General features: G+C 37.6%; 27 protein-coding genes. 9 read left to right on the top strand and 18 right to left on the bottom strand.

The annotated features are described in order from the left end of the window. Positions 1 to 20: 20 nt before the first annotated feature. Together V5M36_RS08795 and V5M36_RS08790 are read left to right on the top strand one after the other, a co-directional pair. The gene (locus tag V5M36_RS08795; protein ID WP_338558027.1) at positions 21 to 458 is read left to right on the top strand and encodes an HIT domain-containing protein; all 438 of its coding nucleotides are present in this window, start codon (positions 21 to 23) and stop codon (positions 456 to 458) included. A gap of 54 nt (positions 459 to 512) precedes the next feature. Next, a complete protein-coding gene (locus tag V5M36_RS08790) occupies positions 513 to 1946 on the top strand; it encodes an adenylate/guanylate cyclase domain-containing protein (RefSeq protein ID WP_338558025.1) in 1434 nt (477 codons plus the stop codon). Positions 1947 to 2100: 154 nt separating this feature from the next. Here the strand turns inward: V5M36_RS08790 and fdx are convergent, their stop codons facing one another. The 8 genes from fdx to V5M36_RS08750 form a co-directional block, all read right to left on the bottom strand. Further along, the gene (gene fdx, locus V5M36_RS08785) at positions 2101 to 2439 is read right to left on the bottom strand and encodes an ISC system 2Fe-2S type ferredoxin (protein ID WP_338558023.1); all 339 of its coding nucleotides are present in this window, start codon (positions 2437 to 2439) and stop codon (positions 2101 to 2103) included. Positions 2440 to 2454: 15 nt separating this feature from the next. Next, positions 2455 to 4314, bottom strand: coding sequence for a Fe-S protein assembly chaperone HscA (gene hscA, locus V5M36_RS08780; protein WP_338558021.1), 1860 nt, complete (start codon positions 4312 to 4314; stop codon positions 2455 to 2457). A gap of 37 nt (positions 4315 to 4351) precedes the next feature. Continuing rightward, entirely contained in the window at positions 4352 to 4867 is a 516-nt protein-coding gene (gene hscB, locus V5M36_RS08775) for a Fe-S protein assembly co-chaperone HscB (protein ID WP_338558020.1), read from the bottom strand. A 103-nt stretch (positions 4868 to 4970) separates the two neighbouring features. Beyond that, entirely contained in the window at positions 4971 to 5291 is a 321-nt protein-coding gene (gene iscA / locus V5M36_RS08770) for an iron-sulfur cluster assembly protein IscA (RefSeq protein WP_338558018.1), read from the bottom strand. A 34-nt stretch (positions 5292 to 5325) separates the two neighbouring features. Continuing rightward, positions 5326 to 5712: a Fe-S cluster assembly scaffold IscU gene (gene iscU / locus V5M36_RS08765; protein WP_338558017.1), complete on the bottom strand. Its 387-nt coding sequence runs from the start codon at positions 5710 to 5712 to the stop codon at positions 5326 to 5328. A 104-nt stretch (positions 5713 to 5816) separates the two neighbouring features. Further along, on the bottom strand, positions 5817 to 7034 hold the full coding sequence (locus V5M36_RS08760) for an IscS subfamily cysteine desulfurase (RefSeq protein ID WP_338558016.1): 1218 nt from the start codon (positions 7032 to 7034) through the stop codon (positions 5817 to 5819). Between the two features lies 1 nt (position 7035). Then, positions 7036 to 7509 (bottom strand): Rrf2 family transcriptional regulator, encoded by a 474-nt coding sequence (locus tag V5M36_RS08755; protein WP_338558015.1) that lies wholly within the window; start codon positions 7507 to 7509, stop codon positions 7036 to 7038. Positions 7510 to 7649: 140 nt separating this feature from the next. Continuing rightward, the gene (locus V5M36_RS08750) at positions 7650 to 8294 is read right to left on the bottom strand and encodes a hypothetical protein (protein WP_338558013.1); all 645 of its coding nucleotides are present in this window, start codon (positions 8292 to 8294) and stop codon (positions 7650 to 7652) included. A gap of 203 nt (positions 8295 to 8497) precedes the next feature. Here V5M36_RS08750 and V5M36_RS08745 point away from each other — a divergent pair, with 203 nt between their 5' ends. From V5M36_RS08745 to V5M36_RS08735, 3 genes are all read left to right on the top strand, one after another. Then, positions 8498 to 8953 carry a phasin family protein gene (locus tag V5M36_RS08745; protein WP_338558012.1) on the top strand — a complete coding sequence of 152 codons (456 nt, stop codon included), beginning with the start codon at positions 8498 to 8500 and terminating at the stop codon, positions 8951 to 8953. 168 nt (positions 8954 to 9121) lie between these two features. Continuing rightward, positions 9122 to 9394: an HU family DNA-binding protein gene (locus tag V5M36_RS08740; protein ID WP_067659107.1), complete on the top strand. Its 273-nt coding sequence runs from the start codon at positions 9122 to 9124 to the stop codon at positions 9392 to 9394. A gap of 131 nt (positions 9395 to 9525) precedes the next feature. After that, entirely contained in the window at positions 9526 to 11391 is a 1866-nt protein-coding gene (locus V5M36_RS08735) for a SurA N-terminal domain-containing protein (RefSeq protein ID WP_338558009.1), read from the top strand. Between the two features lie 62 nt (positions 11392 to 11453). Here V5M36_RS08735 and V5M36_RS08730 read toward each other — a convergent pair whose 3' ends face one another. Continuing rightward, positions 11454 to 12389, bottom strand: a complete 936-nt coding sequence (locus tag V5M36_RS08730) for an AraC family transcriptional regulator (protein WP_338558008.1) — start codon at positions 12387 to 12389, stop codon at positions 11454 to 11456. A 191-nt stretch (positions 12390 to 12580) separates the two neighbouring features. Between V5M36_RS08730 and V5M36_RS08725 the strand changes: the two genes are divergently transcribed. Then, positions 12581 to 13801 carry an alkane 1-monooxygenase gene (locus V5M36_RS08725; protein ID WP_338558007.1) on the top strand — a complete coding sequence of 407 codons (1221 nt, stop codon included), beginning with the start codon at positions 12581 to 12583 and terminating at the stop codon, positions 13799 to 13801. A gap of 70 nt (positions 13802 to 13871) precedes the next feature. Here the strand turns inward: V5M36_RS08725 and V5M36_RS08720 are convergent, their stop codons facing one another. The 6 genes from V5M36_RS08720 to V5M36_RS08695 form a co-directional block, all read right to left on the bottom strand. Beyond that, the gene (locus V5M36_RS08720; protein ID WP_338558005.1) at positions 13872 to 14360 is read right to left on the bottom strand and encodes a GNAT family N-acetyltransferase; all 489 of its coding nucleotides are present in this window, start codon (positions 14358 to 14360) and stop codon (positions 13872 to 13874) included. 113 nt (positions 14361 to 14473) lie between these two features. Next, positions 14474 to 15673, bottom strand: a complete 1200-nt coding sequence (locus V5M36_RS08715; RefSeq protein WP_338558004.1) for an acyl-CoA dehydrogenase family protein — start codon at positions 15671 to 15673, stop codon at positions 14474 to 14476. A 38-nt stretch (positions 15674 to 15711) separates the two neighbouring features. Next, positions 15712 to 17007: an acyl-CoA dehydrogenase family protein gene (locus V5M36_RS08710; RefSeq protein ID WP_338558003.1), complete on the bottom strand. Its 1296-nt coding sequence runs from the start codon at positions 17005 to 17007 to the stop codon at positions 15712 to 15714. Between the two features lie 241 nt (positions 17008 to 17248). Then, positions 17249 to 18622 (bottom strand): ABC1 kinase family protein, encoded by a 1374-nt coding sequence (locus V5M36_RS08705; protein WP_338558002.1) that lies wholly within the window; start codon positions 18620 to 18622, stop codon positions 17249 to 17251. Between the two features lie 148 nt (positions 18623 to 18770). Then, positions 18771 to 19079: a hypothetical protein gene (locus V5M36_RS08700; RefSeq protein ID WP_338558000.1), complete on the bottom strand. Its 309-nt coding sequence runs from the start codon at positions 19077 to 19079 to the stop codon at positions 18771 to 18773. A 233-nt stretch (positions 19080 to 19312) separates the two neighbouring features. Continuing rightward, complete coding sequence (locus tag V5M36_RS08695; protein WP_067659077.1) at positions 19313 to 19522, bottom strand: cold-shock protein; 210 nt, start codon at positions 19520 to 19522, stop codon at positions 19313 to 19315. A gap of 365 nt (positions 19523 to 19887) precedes the next feature. Between V5M36_RS08695 and prmB the strand changes: the two genes are divergently transcribed. Together prmB and aroC are read left to right on the top strand one after the other, a co-directional pair. Next, the gene (gene prmB / locus V5M36_RS08690) at positions 19888 to 20898 is read left to right on the top strand and encodes a 50S ribosomal protein L3 N(5)-glutamine methyltransferase (protein ID WP_338557994.1); all 1011 of its coding nucleotides are present in this window, start codon (positions 19888 to 19890) and stop codon (positions 20896 to 20898) included. A 12-nt stretch (positions 20899 to 20910) separates the two neighbouring features. Beyond that, positions 20911 to 21996, top strand: coding sequence for a chorismate synthase (gene aroC, locus V5M36_RS08685; protein ID WP_338557991.1), 1086 nt, complete (start codon positions 20911 to 20913; stop codon positions 21994 to 21996). 90 nt (positions 21997 to 22086) lie between these two features. Here aroC and V5M36_RS08680 read toward each other — a convergent pair whose 3' ends face one another. Both V5M36_RS08680 and V5M36_RS08675 read right to left on the bottom strand, forming a co-directional pair. Continuing rightward, positions 22087 to 22563, bottom strand: a complete 477-nt coding sequence (locus V5M36_RS08680) for a hypothetical protein (RefSeq protein ID WP_338557989.1) — start codon at positions 22561 to 22563, stop codon at positions 22087 to 22089. Positions 22564 to 22745: 182 nt separating this feature from the next. After that, positions 22746 to 23285 (bottom strand): hypothetical protein, encoded by a 540-nt coding sequence (locus tag V5M36_RS08675; protein ID WP_338557986.1) that lies wholly within the window; start codon positions 23283 to 23285, stop codon positions 22746 to 22748. Between the two features lie 388 nt (positions 23286 to 23673). Here V5M36_RS08675 and V5M36_RS08670 point away from each other — a divergent pair, with 388 nt between their 5' ends. After that, complete coding sequence (locus V5M36_RS08670) at positions 23674 to 23907, top strand: hypothetical protein (RefSeq protein ID WP_338557984.1); 234 nt, start codon at positions 23674 to 23676, stop codon at positions 23905 to 23907. A gap of 150 nt (positions 23908 to 24057) precedes the next feature. Here the strand turns inward: V5M36_RS08670 and V5M36_RS08665 are convergent, their stop codons facing one another. After that, positions 24058 to 24498, bottom strand: a complete 441-nt coding sequence (locus V5M36_RS08665; RefSeq protein WP_338557981.1) for a universal stress protein — start codon at positions 24496 to 24498, stop codon at positions 24058 to 24060. Between the last annotated feature and the right edge of the window lie 170 nt (positions 24499 to 24668).

Here is a 24668-nt window from a genome sequence, read left to right as displayed (position 1 = left end):
TTTGTGTCATTTATAAATATATGTTTAGTTTGCATCCACAACTTGCTCAAGATAGTTTCTTTGTCGGCGACTTTCCGCTTTCTACATGTCGTTTGATGAATGATATGCAATTTCCTTGGTTAATTTTGGTTCCTCGTGTACCAGGTGTGACTGAATTATATGAACTTAGTCAGGCTGATCAAGAGCAATTTTTGAGAGAGTCTAGTTGGTTGTCGAGTCAATTGGCGCGTGTATTTCGTGCGGATAAAATGAATGTTGCAGCTTTGGGTAACATGGTTCCTCAATTGCATTTTCACCATGTTGTTCGTTACCAAAATGATTTGGCTTGGCCGAAACCAGTTTGGGGTGCAGCACCTGCAATTCCATATAGTAGTGATGTTTTAGCGCATATGCGTCAAACGTTGATGCTTGCATTGCGTGGTCAAGGCGATATGCCATTCGACTGGCGCATGGATTAAACTGGAAATAGACAGGAAACATTATAAAAACAGTGTGAGTTGAGGTAATAGCAATTGCCATTCGAAAAATTATTGGATAAAGAGCCACAGCAATTTGAAGCACTTCAACGGATTGTTGGGTACATCATGATTTCTGTATTGGTAACGATCTATTACTTTACTTCTCCACATTCAAATTATCAGCTGTTTTTCCCATCATTTATACTTATTATAATATTGTTTTTGCCTCGTATTTCGCACATTGTGCAATACAGATTTGGTAGTAAAGCGCGGCGTTATTCATTTTTTCTGATTGATGTTCTAGTCGTTTCAACAGCTCTAGCTGCAACACATTTAAATTTATTGTTAAGCATCATATTCTTATTTGGATTGGTCTATGCTGTAATTAATAATAAAATTTCAATGATGATTAGTTCTGTTTCAGTTCTATTGGCGATTGTTGTTTTCTATTTAAACACGATTTTTATATTCGGTTTTGATGACTATTTTGAATCGACTTCTCCTGAACTGACTGTTGTTTCCTGCCTATTTGCTTTTATTTTTGTTAATTTTGCCAATTATTATCAAAGTAACCGAGTCAAACGTTTAGACGTTCAAAGGCAGACTTATTTTAAAGAAATGAATCGCTATATTGAGTTGTCTAACCAATTAAGTCGTTATGCGCCTATACAATTGTGGCAATCGATTATGCGCGGTGAAACAGAAGCGAAATTAGAATATAAAAGAAAAAAAATAACGATTTTCTTTTCAGATATTCAGGGCTTTACTGAGTTATCAGAAAAATTAATTCCAGATGACTTGGCTTTTGTACTGAACGACTATCTTAGTCATATGACTGAAATAGCGAAGCAGTATGGCGGTACGATCGATAAGTTTATGGGTGATGCGATTCTCATTTTTTTTGGCGATCCGAATTCGGAGGGTGTTGAGAAAGATGCAGATAATTGTATAAAAATGGCCATGGCAATGCGCCAGCAGATGAAATTTTTGCGCGAACGTTGGGTGAAAATGGGTTATCCAGCGCTACATGTCCGTATGGGTGTCAGTACGGGGTATTGTCACGTGGGTAATTACGGGGCTATACATCGTATGGCTTATACAATTGTCGGCCGTGATGCGAACTTGGCTGCACGATTACAGAGTGCAGCAGAAATAGATGAAATTTTGATTTCAGATGAAACGTATAAATTAATCAAAAATAATTATTTATGTACACCGCAAGCACCGATTGAATTGAAGGGAATTCAAGGTGAGATTAAAAGTTGGCAAGTCATGGAGCGTTATGACTCTAAAAAGTTTAATCAGCAATGGTTTGATTATGATTATAAAGGCTTCCAATTGGTGTTAAATCTTGAAGAGGTTCAGAATTATGAATATTCTGAATTGGTCGGTGTATTAGAAAAAATGATCGAAAGAATTAATATTCAGCAGAAACTCACCAACAATGCGGGTGTGGTTAAGCTTAATTTAGAAGATGAAATTAAATAATCTGAATGTTTAAAAACTTATTTTCTAGTTCTAATCTAAGAATTTTATTTAACTAATTTATAGAGCAATCATTTATTTAAAAGGCTAAATTCATTGGATTAGACATAATAAAAAAGGTCACATGAAGTGACCTTTTTTGAATATTCAAAAAGTTTTAGTGGTTTTCTGAAGCATGGTTAATCGTGTACTTTGGAATTTCTACGATTAAATCATCATTTTCAATTTTCACCTGGCAAGAGAGACGTGAGTCTGGCTCTAAACCCCAAGCTCGATCGAGCAAATCTGCTTCAACATCATTCATTTCTTCAAGTGCATCAAAACCTTTACGTACAACAACATGACATGTTGTACATGCAGCGGACATATCACAAGCGTGTTCGATTTTAATGCCGTTATCTAAAAGGCTTTGGCAAAGATTGGCACTTTGCTCAACTTCAAACTCAGCACCTTCAGGGCAAATTTGCGCATGTGGAAGAACTTTAATACGTGGCATATCATTACCTATTCTTTAGTTTGAGTTTGACCAATCGTCAAGCTTAGTACCTTTAAGTGCATGGTCAATATGTTGATTCATGCGTTTTGCTGCAAATTCATCACTATGGCTTTTGAGTACTTCAATTGCTTTCTCAATCAGATCGATATCATCGGTCTGCAAAGTATTTTGAAGAGCAACCTTAGCGATATTTAAATCTTTAAGCTCAATCTCAGTTAACAAGGTCGCATCGACTTTAAGCGCTTGTTCTAGTGCCTCAAGTTCACGTTGCGCTTCAACTTTAGTTTCTTGAAGATGACGCAGCGCTTTGTCTTCTGCTGCAAATTTAAAGCCATCGACGAGTAAACGTTCCATATCTGTATCAGACAAACCATAAGAAGGTTTAATGTCAATTTGAGCTGAAACATTGGACGTGGTTTCGCGCGCAGAAACAGCAAGTAAGCCATCTGCATCGACTTGATAAGTCACTTCAATACGTGCTTGACCAGCAGTCATTGGTGGAATGCCACGCAGTACAAAACGACCCAAACTACGGCAATGTTCAACCAAATCACGTTCACCTTGAACGACATGAATCAACATGGCAGTTTGACCATCTTGATACGTCGTAAATTCTTGGCGTCGCGCAACAGGAATTGCGGTATTACGTGAGATTAAGCGTTCAACCAAACCGCCCATGGTCTCAATACCGAGTGACAAAGGCGTAACATCGAGTAGCAGAGATCCATCAGTACTATTACCAATCAATTGATTTGCGGTAATGGCCGCGCCAATAGTAACGACTTCATCTGGATTAATCGTGCATAAAGGTTCTTGACTGAACACTTCCGCAACTGCATTTTTCACCGCATAAGAGCGGGTAGAGCCACCGACCAATACAACACTTTGAATGTCGCTCAATTCTAATTTTGCATCACGTAATACACGTTTACAAACGCTGATGGTTTTATCTAAAGCAACTTTAATAATGTCTTCAAATACTGGGCGCGTTAGTGTAAGGCTATGCTCTAATAATTTGAGTTGAACAGTATCTTGTTCAGACAATGCTTCTTTTGCTTTACGCGCAGAAACCATGAAATGTGCAAACTCAGCATCATCTAGGGTTTCAATATTGAGCTGTTTCTTCGCCCATTTCACGATAAGACGATCTAAGTCATCACCACCTAGTGCGGTATGACCACCTGTGGCTAAAACTTCAAATACACCTTGGGTAAAACGTAAGATCGAAACGTCAAAAGTTCCACCACCTAAGTCGTAAATCACATAATTACGATCATTTTCTAAGTTAGAGACTTGATCCAAACCATAAGCAACCGCTGCTGCTGTAGGTTCATTGAGTAAACGTAAAACATTTAACCCAGCGAGTTCTGCTGCATCACGCGTTGCTTGGCGTTGTGCTTCGTCAAAATAGGCAGGGACTGTAATAACAGCACCATTAATTGGATTCTTTAAGCTGGCTTCTGCACGTTCTTTTAACTGCATTAACAGTTCAGCAGAAATTTCGACAGGAGTTTTACGACCTTGTGCAGTTTCAAATGCAGGCATTTGATGATCTTCGCCCACTAAAGCATACGGGTGTTGAAACTTAATATCTGCTTTAGAGCGCCCCATAAAACGTTTAATGGAGACAATCGTATTTTTTGGATCAGTTGTTATAAATGGGCTGGCGTCATAGCCAAATTGCGTGTCTTGTTGAGCATAATGTATAACTGAAGGAAGTAACACACGACCTTGTTCGTCATTGAGTACTTTAGTTTTGCCCGAAAGTACAGTTGCCACAAGTGAATGAGTGGTGCCTAAATCAATGCCGATCGCAATACGATGTTCATGTGGCGCACTTGATTGTCCAGGTTCTGCAATTTGCAAGAGTGCCATGTGTTAAGTCCCTTGAAAATAAGTCAAAAAAGTAAAATTAGAATTCATCATCTAAATCGAAATCTTCATCATCTAAAATACGATCTTCAGCTTTTAAGATATCGTTCATCACTTTAACGAAGAAACGTAATTTACGAACCGTATCACGTGATTCTGGCCAGTCTTCAGCGTCGAAATCAATTTTGAATTCGCGAACTAAGCCATCAATCCACTGTTGCACTTCGCGCTTAAGTGATTGCAATTGTTCTGTTTCAACAGCTTCATCCAATTGCTCACGGATTTCTAAAGCAGATTGTAAAAACTCGAAGTCACTGATCGATTGATCTAAATGATGATCTTGTTTTTTGAGTGCCAACAAATAGCCTGCGCGACTGTCAACATTTGATAAAACCTTAAATGCTTGATTAATTTCACTCGATTTAATCAATGCTTGGTTTTTATCTTCTGCTTTGTCAGGATGATATTGTTGCTGCAATTTTAAAAAATTAGTTTTTAAAATTGCTAAATCAATATCGAGTGCTGCAGGTAGATTGAACAACTCAAAATGATTCATTGGGAGAAAATTCCAAGATAGTGATGCAGTAAAACAAAGAGGGTTTATAAAATTAAAACAGTGTTGGACACTGTTTTAATTGGGAAACGTAAAGCGGGGTAGATTATATCGTGAACGATTCACCACAACCACATTCGCCTTTTTTGTTTGGGTTATTAAACTCAAAGCCTTCGTTCAAACCATTTTTCACGTAATCCATCTCCATACCTTCAAGATAGACTAGGCTTTTAGGATCAACAAAAACCTTTACACCAAACTGTTCAAATACTTGATCGTGTGTATCGATTTCATCTACAAATTCGAGTACATAGGCCAAGCCTGAACATCCAGAAGTTTTCACACCAACGCGAATGCCTTCACCCTTACCGCGACTCAGTAAATAATTGCTGATGTGGGTTGCAGCACCTTCAGTTAAATTGATCATGAAAACTCCATTCAATTATCAATAAAAGCAGTAATTAAACAGTCGCTTTTTTACTACGGTAATCTTCTACAGCTGCTTTAATCGCATCTTCTGCAAGTACTGAACAGTGTACTTTCACAGGAGGAAGCGCAAGCTCAGTTGCAATATCAATGTTCTTAATAGCTTGTGCTTGATCTAAGGTTTTACCTTTTAACCATTCAGTCACCAAAGAACTTGATGCAATTGCAGAGCCGCAACCGTAAGTTTTGAAGCGTGCTTCTTCAATAATACCGTTATCATCGACTTGAATTTGTAGACGCATAACGTCACCACAAGCCGGTGCACCGACCATACCTGTACCCACATTTTCAGCATTTTTATCTAAAACGCCAACATTACGAGGGTTTTCGTAATGATCAATTACTTTTTCGCTATAAGCCATGATGCGTCTCCAAAACTCGGGGTCTGCCTGATAATATTAATATGGAGACATTTTATTAAAAATCAATGAGAATTCAATAAAATGCTCCAGTGTTTTGTACCGTATTAGTGTTCAGTCCATTCAACTTTAGATAAGTCGATGCCTTCTTTGAACATATCCCAAAGCGGTGAAAGATCACGTAGCTTTTGTACTGCTGTTTTAGTGACTTCAATTACGTGATCGATATCTTCTTCAGTCGTGTAAGTACCAAAGCTGAAACGAATTGAACTGTGTGCAAGTTCGTCAGAAAGACCCAATGCACGAAGTACGTAAGACGGCTCTAAGGTTGCAGATGTACATGCAGAACCTGAAGATACTGCAGCATCTTTCAAGGCCATCATCAACGATTCACCTTCGACAAAGTTGAAACTCACGTTTAAGTAGTTTGCAACGTTTTGTGTTGGATGGCCGTTAAGGAAAACTTGTTCAAGGCCTTGAACGCCATTCCAAAGTTTGTCGCGAAGTGCGCGAATACGTTTTTGTTCAGACTCAAGATTCTTGCCAGCAATTTCAAATGCTTCGCCCATGCCCACAATTTGATGCGTAGCAAGGGTACCAGAACGCATACCACGTTCATGACCACCGCCATGCATTTGTGCTTTAAGACGAACGCGAGGAGAGCGACGTACAAAGAGTGCGCCAATCCCTTTAGGACCATAAATTTTATGTGCTGAAAAGCTCATTAAATCAACTTTCATAACCGATAAGTCAATTTCAACTTTGCCCGCAGCTTGCGCAGCATCTACATGGAAATATGTTTTGTTTGCACGCGTTAATTCACCAATCGCAGCAACATCAGTCACAGTACCAATTTCGTTGTTAACCATCATGAGGGAAACAAGAATGGTGTCTGGACGAAGCGCAGCTTTAACCATGTCAGGTGTGATTAAACCTGTTTGTGGTTGTGGCTCTAAATAGGTAATTTCAAAGCCTTCTTGCTCTAATTCACGACAAGTATCTAAAATAGCTTTGTGTTCAATTTTACTGGTGATGATATGCTTGCCTTTAGATGCATAAAACTGAGCAATACCTTTAAGTGCAAGGTTGTCAGATTCAGTAGCACCAGAAGTCCAAACAATTTCACGCGGATCTGCTTTGATCAGGTTTGCAACTTGTTCACGCGCATATTCTGCTTTTTCTTCAGCTTGCCAACCATAAGCATGCGAACGAGATGCAGGATTACCAAAAGTACCATCAAAAGTAAGGCATTCCATCATGCGCTCTGCGACTTGTGGGTCTACAGGAGTTGTTGCTGCATAATCAAGATAAATAGGACGTTTCATGTCAAATACCTGTAACCGATAAAAGGGCTAAATCAATAGGGGGTGTTGTTTGGCGAATGGCAACGGTTTGTACATTGTCACGCGAAACCAAATCAGCAAGAGTGATTTTCGCTAGATAGTCGGCAATATGGAGGGAGAGTTCTTGCCATAAATCATGAGTTAAGCACATCGCACCATTTTGACAATTGCCCTTATGGTCACAGCGAGTGGCATCAACCGTTTCGTTTACAGCTTCGATGATTTCTAAAACAGTTATTTCTTCAGCTTTACGCGCTAAATGGTATCCACCATTTGCACCACGGACACTTAAAACCAAACCATGGCGTTTTAATTTAGCGAAAAGTTGCTCTAAATAAGCAACCGAAATTGTTTGTCGTGTTGCAATTTCAGCTAAAGTTATTATTTGCTCTGGTGGCTGCAATGCTAAATCAAGTAAAGCAGTCACTGCGTAGCGACCGCGAGTGGTTAAGCGCATGATCCGATACACGTGTAAGGCTAGATGTATGAATTTTAGGAATCCTGACTAAATTAGTCAAGTATTATTTACTAAAACCTACTAAATAAGTCGGAATTATAGTTAAAGGTAATTTGAACTTATTTTTATTCATTATAATGTTAAATATAAAACAAATTATAAACGATTAAAGCGATAAAAAGAATCGATGTAAGACTAAAAGCGATGTTAATTCTTTTCTGATTGCGCTGTAAGCGTTTCACACGATTTTTGTATTGTTTTACTTCAACTTGCAGGGTGTTAATTTTTGAGCGCTGCAAATCAATTTTTTCAAGCAAAGGGGTAAGACGCTTATTCGAGGAGATTGTACTCTCATCATCTTCACTAGATAGCCAAGTTTTCCAATCTGAAAGTAGTTTAGGTATAGAAAGGTTCAAAAGGAGATCACGAAATTCATCTTTCATCATTGCATCGCCTTCGATTCGCATTTTTTTTAAGCTGCGACGGTTAGCGAATACAAAAACTTGTATTAAATCTATAAGTGTACTGCTCAGTGAAAGATCCACTTCTTTTTCTGGAGCGATGAGATCAAACAATAGACCTTTGTTGGTAAATTGAATGTAAAAATCAAAATAAGGGATGTAACTATTGATTCTTATTGTAGATTCTTGTTCTATCAGCTTTTTTGCTTGTAGGCGAACCACTCGATCGTGTTTTAAAACAAACGAATAAAATGTTTCTAAGACAACCATAGCAATGTTAAGCAACAAGCGAGTATGACCCTGTTGTTGTTGCGAATCACTCATAAAAGAATCCTATTCAAGTTTACATTTCCTCGTTAAAACAAAATTAAAGTTACTGGTATTCATTTAGAAATTTAATTTATATTGCTTTGTAGAACAGTTTTACAAAAGGTTCAAGTGCATAGTTTGATAATATTATTCTATTTTGTGCAGAATATGCATGTAAAGCACAGAAAACATACAGGAGTGGTCAAGTGGATGAAAAAATGAATAACGATCATCAACAAAAAGTACAAGATGAAGAAGAAAACTCACTTGAAAAAAAGACAAAACAGCATCGTAAATCTTCTTTAGACTTTCGAAAGTACACGAAACAAATTTGGTTGGCCGGTTTGGGTGCATTTTCGCGTGCAGAAGAAGAAGGCAATAAGATGTTCGACTCCTTGGTTAAAGTGGGTGAGGAGTTGGAGTCAAAAACAGTTGAGATTACAGATCAGACAGTGGTTAAGGTTGCTGAAAAAACCAGAGAATCTGTGACGGATACTAAAGATAAGGTAGAGAAGCTTCTAGATCATCGTGTGAGCTCATCGTTGAATAAGATTGGTTTAGTGACGGCTAAGGATATTCAGCATTTAGAAGGTTTAATTTTAGATTTGCACGGCAAGGTAGAGGTGCTGGTGGAGCAGAATCAAAAATTAATCGAGCAACTTCGTAAAAAGTGATTCAAAAGACCTTAATTTGATGCTTTTATCATTTTTTGCGGGTTATTTTTGTGAAAAGCAGCTGAGTAGTATTGCCTTTTCCCCCAAAGCATTGCTATAAAGTCGTCATGGCCTTTTTTAATTATAGCCTTGGACTTTAAACAAACGATATAAGAGGACGTAATCTTCATGAATAAATCAGAATTGATCGACGCGATTGCAGAGAAAGGGGGATTGTCTAAGACTGATGCAGGTAAAGCATTGGACGCGACTATTGCTTCTATTGGTGAAGCGTTGAAAAAGGGTGATACTGTAACTTTAGTTGGTTTTGGTACATTTAGCGTTAAAGATCGTGCAGCACGTACTGGTCGTAACCCTAAAACTGGTGAAGAGCTTCAAATTAAAGCAAGCAAAGTACCAAGCTTCAAAGCAGGTAAAGGGCTTAAAGATTCTGTTGCTTAACAGCATCTAATAAAAAACGCGCCAACTTTCGGCGCGTTTTTTATTAAATAATAAAAATTATACTGATGTTCTCATTCATTCATTTTTGAATATCAGTTAGAATCACATTGAAATAAAATATTGGAATACTCATGGAATCGTTTCGTAAACTCATTAAGGGGTGGCTCGGCAAAGTCCTACTTGTTTTATTCTTGACACCATTAGCCTTGGTGGGTATCGAGGGATATTTTAGTGGTGGAAATAAAGACGGAATTGCGAAGACTGTTAATGATTTAGAAATCTCTAACACTGAGTTAGAAAATCAAACGAAAAATTATAAAGATCAATTTTTACAAATGGTTCAGGGTGATGAGTCTCTATTAAATCAATCATATATTGAAAAATTTGCATTAGATGGTTTAATTGATCGTGCATTACTGATTCAGCAAGCTGAAAAACTCGGGATTACGTTGAGCGATACCCAAATTGAGCAGATGATCGCACAACAACCGAGTCTTCAATTGAATGGTAAATTTGATCAAAAAACTTATGAGAACTATCTACGTTCAGTGGGTATGACCAATCAATCGTTGATTAACAATATTCGTCAAGATCATGGTTTGAATATGTTGGTTTCAGCGATTACCAACAATTCATTAGTGAATCCTTTAGATGTTCAACAAATTTCAAATTTGCAATCTGAACAGCGTAGTTTATTTTTATCTTCGATCAAATTAGATGATTATAAGAAAGGCGTAAAAGTTAGCAATCAAGAAATAGCAGATTATTACAACAAGCATCCAAATCAATTCAAACAATCCGCAACTGTAGATGTGGATTATGTGGTTGTGACTCCAGAAATGGCAGTAAAAGCAAATACAGATGTTACGGAAGCAGATTTAAAGCAAGCTTATGATCAGTTTGTCGCAAAACAGCAAAAAGAAGCAAAAGTTGATGTTAAGCATATTTTAATTCTAACTGAAAACCGTACTGCAGCTGCGGCTGAGAAATTAGCAAATGAAGTCTATGCAAAAATTCAACAAGGTTTGAGTTTTGCTGATGCTGTAGCACAATACTCTGAAGATCCAGGTTCAAAGTCAGCAGCCGGTGTTGTGGACGGTTATGCAGCGGGTGTATTTGGTGATACATTCGATCAAGCTGTAATTGCATCGAAAGGTGCGGTATCAAAACCTGTTAAAACTGAATTTGGTTATCATATTATTCAAGCAAATACGGCAGCTACTGCTGCACCTAGTTTTGAAGCTGAAAAAGCACGTTTGACTGCAGAAGTTCGTCAATCTAAAGCGGCAAATGCTTATGCAGATTTGGTCAATGGTTTAAATGAGTTGGTGGTTGATAGTGATGCGCTTGATGTGGTGACTCAAGAAATTAAATCTGCGCAAGTAAAATCTCTTAAAGATGTTTCTTTAGCGACACAAGATCCTGTATTGGCAGATCCTGCAGTTAAAGTAAAATTATTTAATGAAGATGTTAAAAATGGTGATCGCAATGCTTCAAGTAATATTCAGCTTGCGAATGGTCATACAGTGTGGATTAAAGTACGTGATTATACAGCAGCAGGTGTTCAGCCGCTTGAGAAAGCCACTGAGCGTGTAAAAGCCAAGCTGATTAATCAGAAAGCTTATGAAGCTGCTAAAGCTAAAGTATCAACAATGCTTGCAGACTTTAAAACGATGCCGTCACAACAAGTATTAGCGAAGCATAATCAGAATTTTGAAAATGCAGGTGTGTTTACTCGTTCGAAAGGTTTGAAGCGTGAAATTGAACGTACCGCTTTTAGTCTTGTTCCGCCTAAGGCAGGTATGTGGTCAGTGGGAACTGTTGCACTGCCGAATGAGATGGTGATTGTTGCGATTGCAGATGTTGTAAAACCATCTGTGGATTCTTTGTCCGCTGAAGAGAATCAGCAATTGACGCGCTTGTACCAAGATTATCGAGGTAAAGAGTTGTTAAAAGACTATACCGAGTATTTGAAGTCGAAAGCTAAAATTAAGTAAATAAAAAAAAGCGCTTCGGCGCTTTTTTTTATCTTTATAAGAATGTGATAAAACAATGTAATTTATATCGTATGGCTGTTTTGTTGTCGATATTGGCTTGGCGTACACAGGTAATATTTTTTAAAGGTTTGACTAAAAGCTGTTTCCGAAGAATATCCAACGCGATGTGCAATTTGTTGAATCGATAATTGCCCAGTTCTTAAAAACTGGCTGGCTAAACGTAATCGATGTTGTTTCAAATAAGCCAGAGGTGTTTCATCCGCAACTTGTTGGAACAGGCTGGCAAACTTGGACCGAGACATACAGCAAGTTTTTGCTAAGGATTCGACAGTCCAATTGATTTCAGGTTGGCTGTGAATAGCTGAAAAAGCAGGGCTGAGTTCGGTATGGGTAAGCGCATTCAGCCAATTATTTTGATCGGTTAGATTGGAGATATAATCTCGGACACATTCGATCAACATGATGTTTACGACATGATCCATAATTTTGTGTCGACCGGGTTGATTACTTCTATTCTCATCTGCGACAAAATATAAACCGATTCTTAACCATTCTGGTTCTTGTGAGTTAAGCGCATTTTTTAAATGGATAAAAGTGGGAAGTGCTTGGATCAATGGGCTGCCCATAATCCGATCCATCTGTGATTTAATGCTAAAAATTAAACTTTTATTGCGTGCATTCGGTTGACCTAAAAAAATGGCATCAGATTTTAAGCCTTCGAATAAATGATCAATATTTTCTTGAGCAACCAGATTATTGTCTTGATGGCTTTGCAGTGTATGAGACATTCCTGATGGAATGATGACCATATCACCTGCGTTTAAATGAAGCGTTTCTCCATTCTTACATTCTAAGTAAGTTTCACCATATAAGATGATATGCGTCATGATGGCGGGTTGATCTGAGAGTTCAACCTTCCAATTGCCTTCTGTTTGCAAATAAATATATTCAGTTTTCTTGAGGTGAATATCTTCGAAAACTTGGCTGAGTGCATCCATAATATATAAAATTTCAATTGCTTATAATGATTCTAATGTCATTGTACATCAATCATATGTGTTTTGAGGTCAAATTAGATGTCGAAAATGCCAAAGTGTTTTACATAGTAAATTTGGACGATTACAACTGTTTTCCGCTGAATATTTGACTGAACATATGAGGTATTGTAAGACAAAGGAATAATAAGCAGATGAATGCACCTCTCAAAATTCAAGATGTCCAAACCTTAGAGCAAAAACCGAGTGGTTTGGTTCTAGATAAAAAACGTTATCTCTGGATGATCAGCCCAGCATTACCTGTGATTGGATTAGGGATTTTAGCTGGATACCATTTTGGGCCACGACCACTTAAGAAAGTATTCGCTCTAGGCGGGCCGTTGGTTTTACATGTCATTATTCCAATCATCGACACACTCATTGGTAAGGATAATAACAACCCATCTGCTGATGAAGTGAAACTATTAGAGAAAGATCCTTACTACTCTCGCTTAGTGAAGTCATTCATCCCTCTTCAATATGCTGCAAATATTTATGCATGTTATCTCACCAGTCGTAAAGAAACCTCTTTGGTGGACAAATTGCTCCTTGGTGTATCCATGGGAGCGATTAACGGAATAGCTATTAATACAGCGCATGAATTGAGTCATAAGCCTGATCGGATCGATCATATTTTATCGCACTTGGCCTTGGTCCCATCTGGATATAATCATTTCCGTGTAGAGCACCCATATGGTCATCATAAGCGTGCTGCAACCCCAGAAGATCCAGCATCTTCAAAAATGGGAGAAACTTTCTATGAGTTTTTACCGCGCACCGTTATTGGATCTTTTAAGTCTGCAGTAGAAATTGAAAAAAATCGTTTAAAGCGTAAAAACTTAAATTTTTGGTCAAAGGACAATGAGTTATTGCAGGGCTGGGGAATGAGTGCTGTTTTTCATTCTTCTATGGTGGCTTTATTTGGTAAAGGTGTAATTCCTTATTTAACGACACAATCTGCTTATAGTATTACGCTGTTTGAGATCATTAATTATATTGAGCATTATGGCTTGCTTCGTCAGCAGGACGAACAAGGTAAATATGAAAGAACAAAACCTGAGCATAGCTGGAACAATAACAATATTGTCACCAATCTTTTGTTATATCAATTACAACGACACTCAGATCATCATGCCTATCCAACACGACCTTTCCAAGCTTTGCGTCACTTTGACGAAGCACCAGAATTGCCGAATGGGTATGCGAGTATGTTATTACCGGCTTTAATACCATCTTGGTGGTTTAAGATGATGGATCAGCGCGTGTATGACCATTACCAAGGTGACTTGAATAAAGCCAATATTTACCCTAAACGTCGTGCAAAATTATTTAAGAAGTTTGGTGTGATTGATCGGTTACTCTCAGCAACAAAATAAATTGAATCGTAGCCTAAACCCTGAAAGAAAAAGGGTTTAGGCTTTAACATTCGGCGACTATGCTGCGGTGTTATTCAATTTTCTTTAACATTCTAATTTCGCAAGCATTGCTGTGTCCCGTATTTCCTAAAGCATGTTCTAAATGTTTAAATCCCATTTTTTCGTAGAGCTTTACGGCTTGCGATAATTGCTGCGTTGTTTCCAAGTATAGGTATTGATAGTGATACTGTTTTGCAAATTCGAAACAAAGCTCGAGAATTTTCTTTGCAAATCCTTGGCCACGAATTTTTTCTGAAAAATACATTTTTTGTATTTCGAGTAGGGTGTCTTCGCCTTGGAGGCGGGAGAGACCACCACCGCCTAAAACGGTGTTCGATTGGTCGACAATGACCCAGTACTGTGCATGTTTCTGAGTGTATACACTATAGAGATCATCTAAAGCATGATCTGCTACGGCAAATCCTGATTCTGGTGCTAGGCCGTATTCTTGAGAAACATGACGGATAATTTGAGCGATTTGAGGGTTATCTTCAATCTGTATTAACCGAATATCATACATACAAATGATTAATTTGAAAAAGAGATGGATTGTTATAATACATCAACGTATTAAAATCCATCTCTCCTCAAAATATGTTCATTGTTTTGCTAAAATGTATTTAAGCACTCATTTTATTTTAGCTCACTCGATGTTTTTCCTAATTCACGACGAGCAATAATCAACTGTTGAATTTGCTGTGTGCCTTCGAAAATATCTAGAATTTTAGAGTCTCGCGCCCATTTTTCTAAAAGTTCATCTTCTGCATAACCCACACTTCCTGCTAACTCTACGCATTTAAGTGTAATTTCATTACAGATACGTGCTGCTTTAGCCTTAGCAATTGAAGCTTCGCGAGAGTTTGGCTTTTTATTGTCTGCCATCCACGCTGCTTTCATGGTCAGTAATCGTGCCGCTTCCCATTCAGCTTCTAATCGATAAATTTGGGCTGTAATATTGGATGTCTGTAAATAAGGCGTTGAATATTGAAGATCAAGCGTATCTTTAAAAATTTCTTTAATTCTTTCAAGTGATGCTTTTGCACAACCCACAGCCATTGCAGCAACTAAAGGACGGGTGTTATCAAAGGTTTCCATCACGCCAGCGAACCCTTTAGCAACATCGATTTCAGCATTGCCAAGTAAGTTGCTTGCCGGAACGCGACAGTCAATGAAACGAATCACTGCCGTATCTGAAGCTTTAATTCCAAGCTTGTGTTCTAGGCGTTCAACATTCATTCCTGGTGTGCCTTTTGGAACCACAAAGGATTTAATGGCAGCACGACCTAGCTTTTTATCTAACGTTGCCCATACGACGACGGAGTCAGCACGCTCTCCAGAGGTTACAAAGATTTTCTCGCCGTTTAGAATATAGTCATCGCCATCTTTAGTGGCTGACGTACGAATGGCTGCCGAATCAGAACCACAACCTGGTTCTGTAATCGCCATTGCAGCCCAAGTTCCCTTAAAGCGTTCAAGCTGTTCATCATTGGCAACAGCGGCAATAGCAGAGTTTCCAAGGCCTTGACGAGGCATTGTCAGCAATAAACCTGTGTCGCCATAGCTCATCTCAATGACACCAAGCGCTGTCGACATATTGACACCATTTTTATTGCCTTGATCGGTGTCACCACGTTTACTGACTGCTGCACCTGCATTAATACCATCACCACCATCATTCATGCCATCGACTAGTGAGGCGAGCATATCCAGCTCTTTCGGATAACTATGCTCACTTTTATCATATTTGCGTGAAATTGGGCGCAGTACATTTAAAGCAGTTTGTTGAGCTTGATCGACCAACATTTGAAATTTTTTAGGATTTTCTAAGTTCATGAGATTCTTCCTGATTCTTTTTTAATGATTCTAATTAATTAAGCATGTAGGCCAGAATGTACGATTGCGGTCGCGCGTAAATCACGATACCAACGCTCTACAGGATGCTCTTTAGTGAAGCCATGTCCACCCAGAAGCTGTACGCCGTCAGTACCAATTTTCATTGATTTCTCAGCGCATATAATGCGTGCCAAGTAGGCTTCACGGTGAAATGGTTTTCCTGCCTCGGCTAAGCTTGCAGCATTTAAAACCATGATCCGCATTGCTTCAATTTCGATGGCCATGTCTGCAATCAGAAAAGCTACACTTTGGCGGTGAGAAATAGGTTCACCAAAAGCGATACGTTCGTTCGCGTATTTAATACAATAATTTTTAACCGCTTCAGCAGTACCAACAGCCATAGCACACCACATTAAATTACCAAGATCCAAGAAATCATTGTATTTAAAGTCTTCATCACCTAAGCGTTGTGCAGGTGTGTTATTAAATTTTAAGGTGACTGTTTCTGTGGCTTTCAAACCCATTGCTGGATTTTTCTTAAAACTAATACTTGCATCGCGTTGAACGATAAAGATTTCAGGAGCACCATTCAACTCTGCGCTAAGTAAAATGACGTCTGCTGCTTCACCTAAAATCACCAGCGATTTTTCACCTTGAATGGTGATATTTCCATTTTGAACCAATGCTTTGGTTTTTAATTTCATTGGATTAAAAGCAGGAGTGGCTTCTTGTACCGCGAAGGTTGCTTGAATATTAGATTCTTCAGCAAAAGTCGACAAATATTGACTTTGTATTTCTTTAGAACCCCATTGGGTAATTGCATTAATCACACTAAATGTGGAGAGTAATCCTGCCGCCAATGAGAAATCACCTTTTGCTAATTCTTCAGCAATGAGGACATTACTGACGATATTTTTTTCTGCTGCAACGCCGCCAAATGCTTCAGGTAGGGCATAATAGTTTAAGCCAAGATCTGTAATGTGTTGCCATAGTTCTTGTGGGAATGTTTCATTGTGATCTGCGTTGTGCGCAAGTGGATAAAGTACTTCAGTTGCGAATTGGCTCATCGCATCTGCGGTCATTTGCTGTTCTTCAGTCAAATTTAAATCAAAAAGTGACTTTTGCTGATTGGGTAGACGTTGTTTCGGATTTTTTTTATTGTTACTAAAAACTTTTTGTGTCGCGCCAAGCGTTTTAAAGCCAGTTCGAGATCCTTGATAGAGTGATTTTTCAATCAGTTTACGTAATTTGAGTTGATCGATAAGATCACTTCCTGCAATTTTTGTGATCAAAGCCAAACCTAAGCCTTGCGCTTTATTTGCCATATTTGTCATTGTTATTTCCCTGAATCAACGGTTGTATATGTTGAACATCCTGACATGGAAAATTTTAAAAGACTATGTCATCCTTGACGGATGTATTGGCTAAGTATGACAAATTAGATAAGTGGTAATAATAGATATATCACCATAATTTTAATCATTTATTTTTTTTGTAGAATCTTAAATTCGATATTTGAATTGACCGAAATGACAGAATCTATGAAGAGTGCATTTCGGCCAATATATTGGGTTGTTAAATAAACTTTTGGATCATTTTTCTCACGTTAGTTTTCGCTTCAATAACCGTCATAAACGTGTATGCACCAATAAATTTTCGACTAATAAACATAAATTCCTTTGGCGGAACTGAGAAGTAACGAGAAGTCATTGATTTTGAAGCACGTTGCATGACGCGACTGTGCAGTTGGCTTTTTTTCCAATCGTAACGATTTTGATCATCCATAACTTGAGCTGTTAAGTCTGGATTATTTGTAGGTGAGCTAAATGCTTCAGTTGCCAGTAAGAATACTTTGGCCATATCGGGTTTTATGCTCAATGGCATACCGTCAAAGAAATCATAACCTTGCATCGCATCCACCATTTGTTCTGCGTCATGATGGTAACCCGCTGTAATCAGATTCCGAGCAACATTCAACAATTGATGATCAAATTGACGAATTGCACCGAAATCTAGAAGTACGATCTTATCGCCAATCGTTTCGCCATCACCTAAACGAACCAAATAGTTACCAAAATTTGGATCAGTTTGCATTTCACCCCATTCAAAAATCTCTCTAACCGCTATTTCTAGAGAAGCTTCGCCTAATTGATTACGTCTTTCTTGAGGAAGTGAAAGGAGAACTGGGCTATTGATAGGAACGCCACGTTCAAAAGTCATGCAAAGTATTTGGTCGGTACAATAATGATCAATTATTTGTGGCACAACATAGCGTGAATCATTTTTTAAGCGTGAGGCAAAGCGACGAGTGGCTTCAGCTTCAATACGATAATTTACTTCGCGATGCATCATTTCACGAACTTCATCAAACCATTGGTCAAATTCACGTGTTTGAGGAACCATTCGGGTTAATTTAAGCATGTTCTTAAATAAACTCATGTCTGAGTCAATGGCACTCGCAACACCTGGATATTGAATTTTAAGCACAACTTCTAGACCATCAGATTTACGTCTTGCTCTATGAACTTGAGCAAGAGATGCTGTGCCTAGCGGTTCATGGTCAATAATCAGGTCATTAAGTTTAGAGCCTAGCTGCTTTTCAAGTTGCTGCTTAATAGCAGGCCAAGCGAGGGCAACCGTTTGATTGTTAAGCGTGTTAAGGGCTTGCGTCACCTCTTCAGGTAAAAAGTGCTCACCGTAAAGCGCCATCATTTGGCCAATTTTGACGATTGAACCTTTTAATTTACCAATCTCTGCGACTAGATAGTCTGCTTGCTCTTTCATTGCTTGCTTGCGTTTTTTATCTTTTTCTTCTTCGCTTGAAAACATTGAAGTCGCATTTGATGCCGCCCAACGTGTTCCAGCCAACAGGGAAGCCTTTGCTATAGAGAGACGTCGATCCATAGATGAGGTTTTTAACTGTTTAAGCTTTTCATTCTGATCTGACATGAAAATAAAATCCTGTAAGCGAACCGAGCAAGTAAGTCATTGTAAACAATACTACATGCATTAAGCGTATTAAAATAGTTCAACTATTTGAATATTGAGTGTAAATAATGTCAATGAATTATATATGCAGAATAGCCTAAGCAAAGAATTAATTCATTTGATATTGAATTTTTAATTCTGAACGTGAAATTAGGGAGTTTCTATTTTGATCAATATGTTGTTCAAGCATTTGCACGACAGTATGGTTTAAAAAACCCAGTGCATATCCTTTGACGATGATGATACTTGGCAGTGAAAAAAAGAAGTATTTGGCATCCTCAAGAGTTGCTTCCTGAAAGATGTCATGTTGTATCAGGATTTTTTGAAAAAAACTTTTCTCATTCTGGGTTTTTTCAGAAGATTGGTCATTCCAGTAATTAAGGCGCATGGCCATTAAATTATTATGTTTATAACTCATATATAGGAGGGGGCAATGAAGGAGATTGTTTATATATAGGGGTGTGGGATGAAATAATCAAGCTAGAACAGATCAAGTTTAATGATTATCACTAAAAAAATTTAGCTAAATAACAGACTAACTAAACGCTTAAGGTATCTAATACAATGCGGAACTTATGGGATTTGATAAAATTTAGACGTAAAAAAGCGAGGTAAAACCTCGCTTTTTATCAATTGCTTAGACTAAAAGTCTTAGATAGCAACGATATCAACAGCGTTAGGACCTTTAGGACCTTGAGTAACGCTGAATTCAACTTGTTGGCCTTCAGCTAAAGTTTTGAAACCTGAGCTTTTGATTTCGCTGAAATGAGCGAAAACGTCTGGACCATTTTCTTGTTGAATAAAACCAAAACCTTTAGTTTCGTTAAACCACTTAACAGTACCTTTTACAGTATTAGACATAATATAAATCCTATGGAAATCTGGTAATTCGAGTTTTAAAAAACTCATTTGTAACTTTGAAAAAGAATGAAACTTAAAATCTGAAACGAAACGTAGGATTATGAATAACACTGCGAAATAAAAGATTTAATGAAACAACATAAATTTTCTAGTTAAGGGAATTATACACGATAATTTTCTAAAAACGATAGCATATTGTGTCAGAACGTTAAAAAATCATACTAAATGTGTTTGTTTATTGATTAAATGACTGTTTTTTAGAAAAAAATAAAAATATTAATGCACACTCAGATCAGAATTTTTATAAAATTAGATAAAACAAGGTATCATAAGCCGTTATTTTTTGCCCTTTGGAGAACCTTTAAGTGGATCAACTGACCATAAGCCCTGAACATTTACAGGAAGCAGCTGAAAACTTAACCACGATTCGAGATTTCATCCGTTTTGGGGTTACAGCACTACGTCAATATGATGCTCACTTAGGTCAAGGTACTGAAGATTTCTTTGCTGAAAGTTCTGCATTGGTATTGCAAACGCTAGCATTAGATTGGAGTGCAAACCCTGAAATTTTAGATTCAAAATTACTACCGAGCGAAAAAGCTGAATTTATCAGCTTATTAGAGCGTCGTATTAATGAAAAAGTTCCAACCTCTTATTTATTGAATTTGGCTTATTTCTGCGACAAACCATATTATGTTGATGAGCGTGTACTGATTCCACGTTCTCCAATCGCTGAATTAATTCAAAATCGTTTTGCACCCTATTGTTTAGATGAAAATCATCAACCACGCGAAGCTGCCAATAATCTGCCTATAAATAGTCATCCTAAAATGCCACGTCGTATTTTAGATATGTGTACTGGTTCTGGTTGTATTGCTATTGCATTAGCATATGCTTTTCCTGAAGCAGAAGTAGATGCGACTGATATTTCAAAAGAAGCGCTTGAAGTCGCTTCTATTAATGCAGAACATCACAATAAGCAGTTTGAAGTGGCTTTACTGGAATCTGATTTGTTTTCAAAAATTCCAGCCGAAAATCAATACGATTTAATCGTGTCAAATCCACCTTATGTAGATGCAGAAGATATGGCAGATTTACCTGCTGAATTTTTGCATGAACCAGAATTGGCTTTGGCTGCGGGTCAAGACGGTTTGGATTTGGTTCGTAAAATGTTAGCGCAGGCCGCAGATTATTTGACTGAAGATGGTTTGATTGTCATTGAAGTTGGTAATTCAGAGTGGGCAATGAAACAAAACTTCAATTCTATTGATTTTCATTGGTTAACTTTTAAAAATGGCGGTTCAGGTATTTTTGCGTTAACAGCAGCGCAATGCCGTCAATACCGTGATTTATTTATTCAATCTGTTCAAGCATAAGGAGTCGTGAACGTGGCAGGTAATAGTATTGGACAACTTTTCCGTGTAACGACTTGTGGTGAATCTCATGGTGTTGGGCTCATGGCGATTGTCGATGGTGTGCCGCCCGGAATCGAACTCTGTGAAGCAGATTTACAGCATGACTTAGATCGTCGTAAGCCAGGTACATCTAAATTTGCGACGCAACGTAAAGAACCTGATCAAGTTGAAATTATTTCGGGTGTGTTTGAAGGGAAGACGACGGGCACATCGATTGGTTTGTTGATTCGTAACACGGATCAAAAATCAAAAGATTATGGCAATATTGCGGAAACTTTCCGTCCAGGTCATGCGGACTATACATATACTCATAAGTACGGTTTTCGTGATTACCGTGGTGGCGGGCGTTCAAGTGCGCGTGAAACGGCGATGCGAGTTGCTGCTGGTGCAATTGCCAAGAAATATTTGGCTGAAAAATTTGCAATCGTGATCCGTGGTCATGTCACTCAAATTGGTACTGAGAAAGCAGAAACTTTAGATTGGAATGAAGTGCCTAATAATCCATTCTTCTGTGGTGATGTGAACGCAGTTCCTCGTTTTGAAGCCTTGGTAACGTCTTTGCGTGAGCAAGGGACAAGTTGTGGTGCAAAGCTCGAAATTATTGCTGAAAATGTTCCAGTCGGATGGGGAGAGCCAGTTTTTGATCGTTTAGATGCAGATATTGCACATGCAATGATGTCAATTAATGCAGTGAAAGGTGTAGAGATTGGCGATGGTTTTGCAGTAGCTGAGCAGTTTGGTCATGAGTCTCGAGATGAATTGACTACAGATGGTTTTCTAGCGAATCACGCAGGTGGAATTCTTGGTGGGATTTCTTCTGGCCAAGATATTCGTGTTGCGATTGCGCTAAAACCGACAGCTTCAATTACAACACCAGGCAAAACGATTAATCTTGATCGTGAAGATACTGATGTTTTAACCAAAGGTCGTCATGATCCTTGCGTAGGTGTGCGTGCAACACCAATTGCTGAAGCGATGCTAGCGATTGTTTTGATGGATCATTTCATGCGTCATCGTGCTCAAAATGCAGATGTTGTGGCGCCATTTAATCCAATTTAACTGTGTTGCACTTCATTTAAGAATCTAAGTAAGAATTTAAGTAAAAAACCAGACATCATGTCTGGTTTTTTGCATTAATCATGAGATAGATTATTGAGTGACGTCACCGGTATAGCCTTTAAGAAAAGTTAAATACGCAGATGATTTTTCACCATTGGCTTTAAGAAGTGGGCGAGTAATTTCACCTTTGTCTGTCACTAGTTTTAAGTCAATTTCTTTGGCATCTCTAAACGAATTTAAGAAACTCACAGGCACGTTAATCGAATTCGATGAATTTTGAAGTCCTGCGATTGTTTTAACTTGAGTTGCTTGAATTGTAGAATATACATAGGGTTGGCCATCTACAATAAAATTTAATTGTTGGATGTTATACGCCGTTGGGTTGTTGATTTCGGCAGTAATTTTAAAGCCATTACGTTTTTCTTCGTTCCAACGAAGCGCCAATTCTGGGCAAACTTCATCTGCTGCGCAAATCAGTGGACCCTTAGTCACCACACGTTCTGGATAGCTTCCCGCACATCCTGTTAATAAAACCAAAGCAGAAATCAATGCCAATTGAGTTTTCATATATATACCTAATTAGATGTTTATTATAGCTATGTTGCGAATATGTTAAATTTAACTATATTTGTCACAAATTGAAATGCTGAGTATGGCTTGTCACGTAGCAAATTTGTATCACAATGATGTTTTAGATATAAAAAGCTCAGATCTTTAAAAAATCTGAGCTTTGATGAGATATTTAGAGATTATGGATTTGATTTCTGACTGTATCCACGTTTAAAGGTTTTATATGCTAAAGATTCTTGTCCATTTTTTAGGATCGAATAAGTCATTTCACCTTTATCGGTAAAAATTGAAATATCAATTGCCTGAGCAGTATTGAAACGGTTGATAAAACCTGTATTCACATTGATTACGTTCGATGAATTGGTCAGGTTAGAGTTTAACACTGAGCGTTGCGCTGTTTGTGTAGAAGGTGAGTATTGATAGGATTGACCATCTACAATGAAAGTCACCTTTTGAATATCAAATTTCTCACGATCAAATAGATCTGTACGAACTGGATAGACATTACGCGTTGAATTTTTCCAGTCAAATGTGATTTCTGGACATGGTTTAAAGGCTTCGCAAATGACCTGACCTGTAGTAGCAATACGGCTTACATGATCGGAAGGTTTGAATTCAATCGCTGATTTATACTGGTTCGATGGATTTGGTTTTTTAGAAATGACCAAACAACCTGACAGTGAAAGAGACGCAACTAGAGATATAAGAACGAACTTCATTATTATCAACCATTTTATTTGATTTTCTTGTTGTTTTGGAATGTATCACATTTTTTTATGAAAATGTGAGTCATTTATCATTATTTATTTTTTGGATTTTAAATTTATGTTCTGAAATTGATTCAAATATTCATTTTATAGAAGAACTTAAAGCGCTAGATTCTTGTATTTCGGCTTTTCAAATTTAATAAATACAATAAAATAGGGTTAAAAAGATGCAGAAAAGATCCTGAAATTATATGCTGATACTTTTTAATCATAAGGATTAAAAGTAGGGAATTTTTTAATTGAACCTTTACTAAGCAAATAAGTTGTCTATTCATTTGATAGTCGTTGAAAACCTGATATAACTAAAAATAAAGGGTTAAAGCTAATGAGGTCATAAATCATGAAAACCACAGTAAAATACGTAGTCTTAAGAAGCAAAGACTATCAATTGGGCACTGTTCTATTCGAAGAAAGTTTAGATGTTACTGCCGATTATTTTGATGAGATTCCATCTGTAATTCATTTTCAAGGTCATGATTTCAAGGTAAAGTCTAAAGAATTAACTCGTAAACAAATTTTTGATGATTTTGAGGAGTCACAAAATATTCTAGTTAAAGTCATTTCATCAAACTAAATGTGGTTTAAGGTTTCCGTGCTTACACTTGATGTTAAAGTAAATAAATTAAGGTAAAAAATTTAAAAATCTTTTCAAGAGTGAGATAAATAAAGGCTGAATTTAATTCAGCCTTTATTGTAATGATTTAATGATATATTTTTGAAAATATTATTTCACAATCATGACTGGAATATGACTCGAGCCAAGAACTTCTTGAGCAACACTTCCTAAAACAAGTTTCTTTATACCTTTGCGACCATGTGAACCCATGATGATTAAATCTGCATGAATTTCTTCCGCGACATTTAGAATTCCAGTTGCAGGAGGGACACTTCGAATGATGAGGGTTTTAATGGTAATACCATGAGCTTGAAAAGTTTGCTTAATGTCTTCTAAACGACCTTGAGCATTTTGTTCAGCTTCAAGCACATATTGAGTAATCGCAGGAGCGACTTTATAAAAGTCTATACTTCGCAAAGGATCGACTGAGAGAACACACATTACGGTAACATCACTATCAAATGCTTTAGCAATTTTTTCTGCATGTTCAATTGCTGCATATGAGATAGGAGAGTCATCTACTGGGACTAAAATATTTTTATATGACATTTAAACCTCCTGTTAATGGTCAAACCTATAGATTATAAGTAACACATCGCACTCAACCATTCAAATTTTGCGCAAGATATATCAGTTTTATGTAGAGGTCTTTATATGAGGCATGTATATAATTGGATTCTATTTGAACCCGTGAATTTAAGTTATTTCCAATCTCTGAT

Origin of the sequence: Acinetobacter sp. KS-LM10 (assembly GCF_036896575.1) — a bacterium.
In the GTDB taxonomy this organism is placed as follows: Bacteria; Pseudomonadota; Gammaproteobacteria; order Pseudomonadales; family Moraxellaceae; genus Acinetobacter; species Acinetobacter avistercoris.
The sequence above is the reverse complement of the archived record's forward strand: the minus strand, read 5'-3'. Positions and strand labels throughout refer to the sequence as shown.

Bases quoted from the DNA above. Each gene is read 5' to 3' on its own strand.
- iscA (WP_338558018.1), bottom strand. From the start codon at position 5,291: ATGATCAATTTAACTGAAGGTGCTGCAACCCACATCAGCAATTATTTA.
- V5M36_RS08740 (WP_067659107.1), top strand. From the start codon at position 9,122: ATGAATAAATCAGAATTGATCGACGCGATTGCAGAGAAAGGGGGATTG.
- V5M36_RS08760 (WP_338558016.1), bottom strand. From the start codon at position 7,034: ATGAAACGTCCTATTTATCTTGATTATGCAGCAACAACTCCTGTAGAC.
- V5M36_RS08675 (WP_338557986.1), bottom strand. From the start codon at position 23,285: ATGAAGTTCGTTCTTATATCTCTAGTTGCGTCTCTTTCACTGTCAGGT.
- fdx (WP_338558023.1), bottom strand. From the start codon at position 2,439: ATGCCACGTATTAAAGTTCTTCCACATGCGCAAATTTGCCCTGAAGGT.
- V5M36_RS08695 (WP_067659077.1), bottom strand. From the start codon at position 19,522: ATGTCTAATACTGTAAAAGGTACTGTTAAGTGGTTTAACGAAACTAAA.
- hscB (WP_338558020.1), bottom strand. From the start codon at position 4,867: ATGAATCATTTTGAGTTGTTCAATCTACCTGCAGCACTCGATATTGAT.
- V5M36_RS08700 (WP_338558000.1), bottom strand. From the start codon at position 19,079: ATGAGTTATAAACATAATAATTTAATGGCCATGCGCCTTAATTACTGG.
- V5M36_RS08680 (WP_338557989.1), bottom strand. From the start codon at position 22,563: ATGAAAACTCAATTGGCATTGATTTCTGCTTTGGTTTTATTAACAGGA.
- iscU (WP_338558017.1), bottom strand. From the start codon at position 5,712: ATGGCTTATAGCGAAAAAGTAATTGATCATTACGAAAACCCTCGTAAT.
- V5M36_RS08795 (WP_338558027.1), top strand. From the start codon at position 21: ATGTTTAGTTTGCATCCACAACTTGCTCAAGATAGTTTCTTTGTCGGC.
- V5M36_RS08720 (WP_338558005.1), bottom strand. From the start codon at position 14,360: ATGTATGATATTCGGTTAATACAGATTGAAGATAACCCTCAAATCGCT.
- V5M36_RS08710 (WP_338558003.1), bottom strand. From the start codon at position 17,007: ATGACAAATATGGCAAATAAAGCGCAAGGCTTAGGTTTGGCTTTGATC.
- V5M36_RS08670 (WP_338557984.1), top strand. From the start codon at position 23,674: ATGAAAACCACAGTAAAATACGTAGTCTTAAGAAGCAAAGACTATCAA.
- V5M36_RS08705 (WP_338558002.1), bottom strand. From the start codon at position 18,622: ATGTCAGATCAGAATGAAAAGCTTAAACAGTTAAAAACCTCATCTATG.
- V5M36_RS08750 (WP_338558013.1), bottom strand. From the start codon at position 8,294: ATGAGTGATTCGCAACAACAACAGGGTCATACTCGCTTGTTGCTTAAC.
- V5M36_RS08665 (WP_338557981.1), bottom strand. From the start codon at position 24,498: ATGTCATATAAAAATATTTTAGTCCCAGTAGATGACTCTCCTATCTCA.
- V5M36_RS08730 (WP_338558008.1), bottom strand. From the start codon at position 12,389: ATGGATGCACTCAGCCAAGTTTTCGAAGATATTCACCTCAAGAAAACT.
- V5M36_RS08745 (WP_338558012.1), top strand. From the start codon at position 8,498: ATGAATAACGATCATCAACAAAAAGTACAAGATGAAGAAGAAAACTCA.
- V5M36_RS08735 (WP_338558009.1), top strand. From the start codon at position 9,526: ATGGAATCGTTTCGTAAACTCATTAAGGGGTGGCTCGGCAAAGTCCTA.
- V5M36_RS08755 (WP_338558015.1), bottom strand. From the start codon at position 7,509: ATGCGCTTAACCACTCGCGGTCGCTACGCAGTGACTGCTTTACTTGAT.
- hscA (WP_338558021.1), bottom strand. From the start codon at position 4,314: ATGGCACTCTTGCAAATTGCAGAACCTGGACAATCAAGTGCGCCACAT.
- V5M36_RS08725 (WP_338558007.1), top strand. From the start codon at position 12,581: ATGAATGCACCTCTCAAAATTCAAGATGTCCAAACCTTAGAGCAAAAA.
- V5M36_RS08715 (WP_338558004.1), bottom strand. From the start codon at position 15,673: ATGAACTTAGAAAATCCTAAAAAATTTCAAATGTTGGTCGATCAAGCT.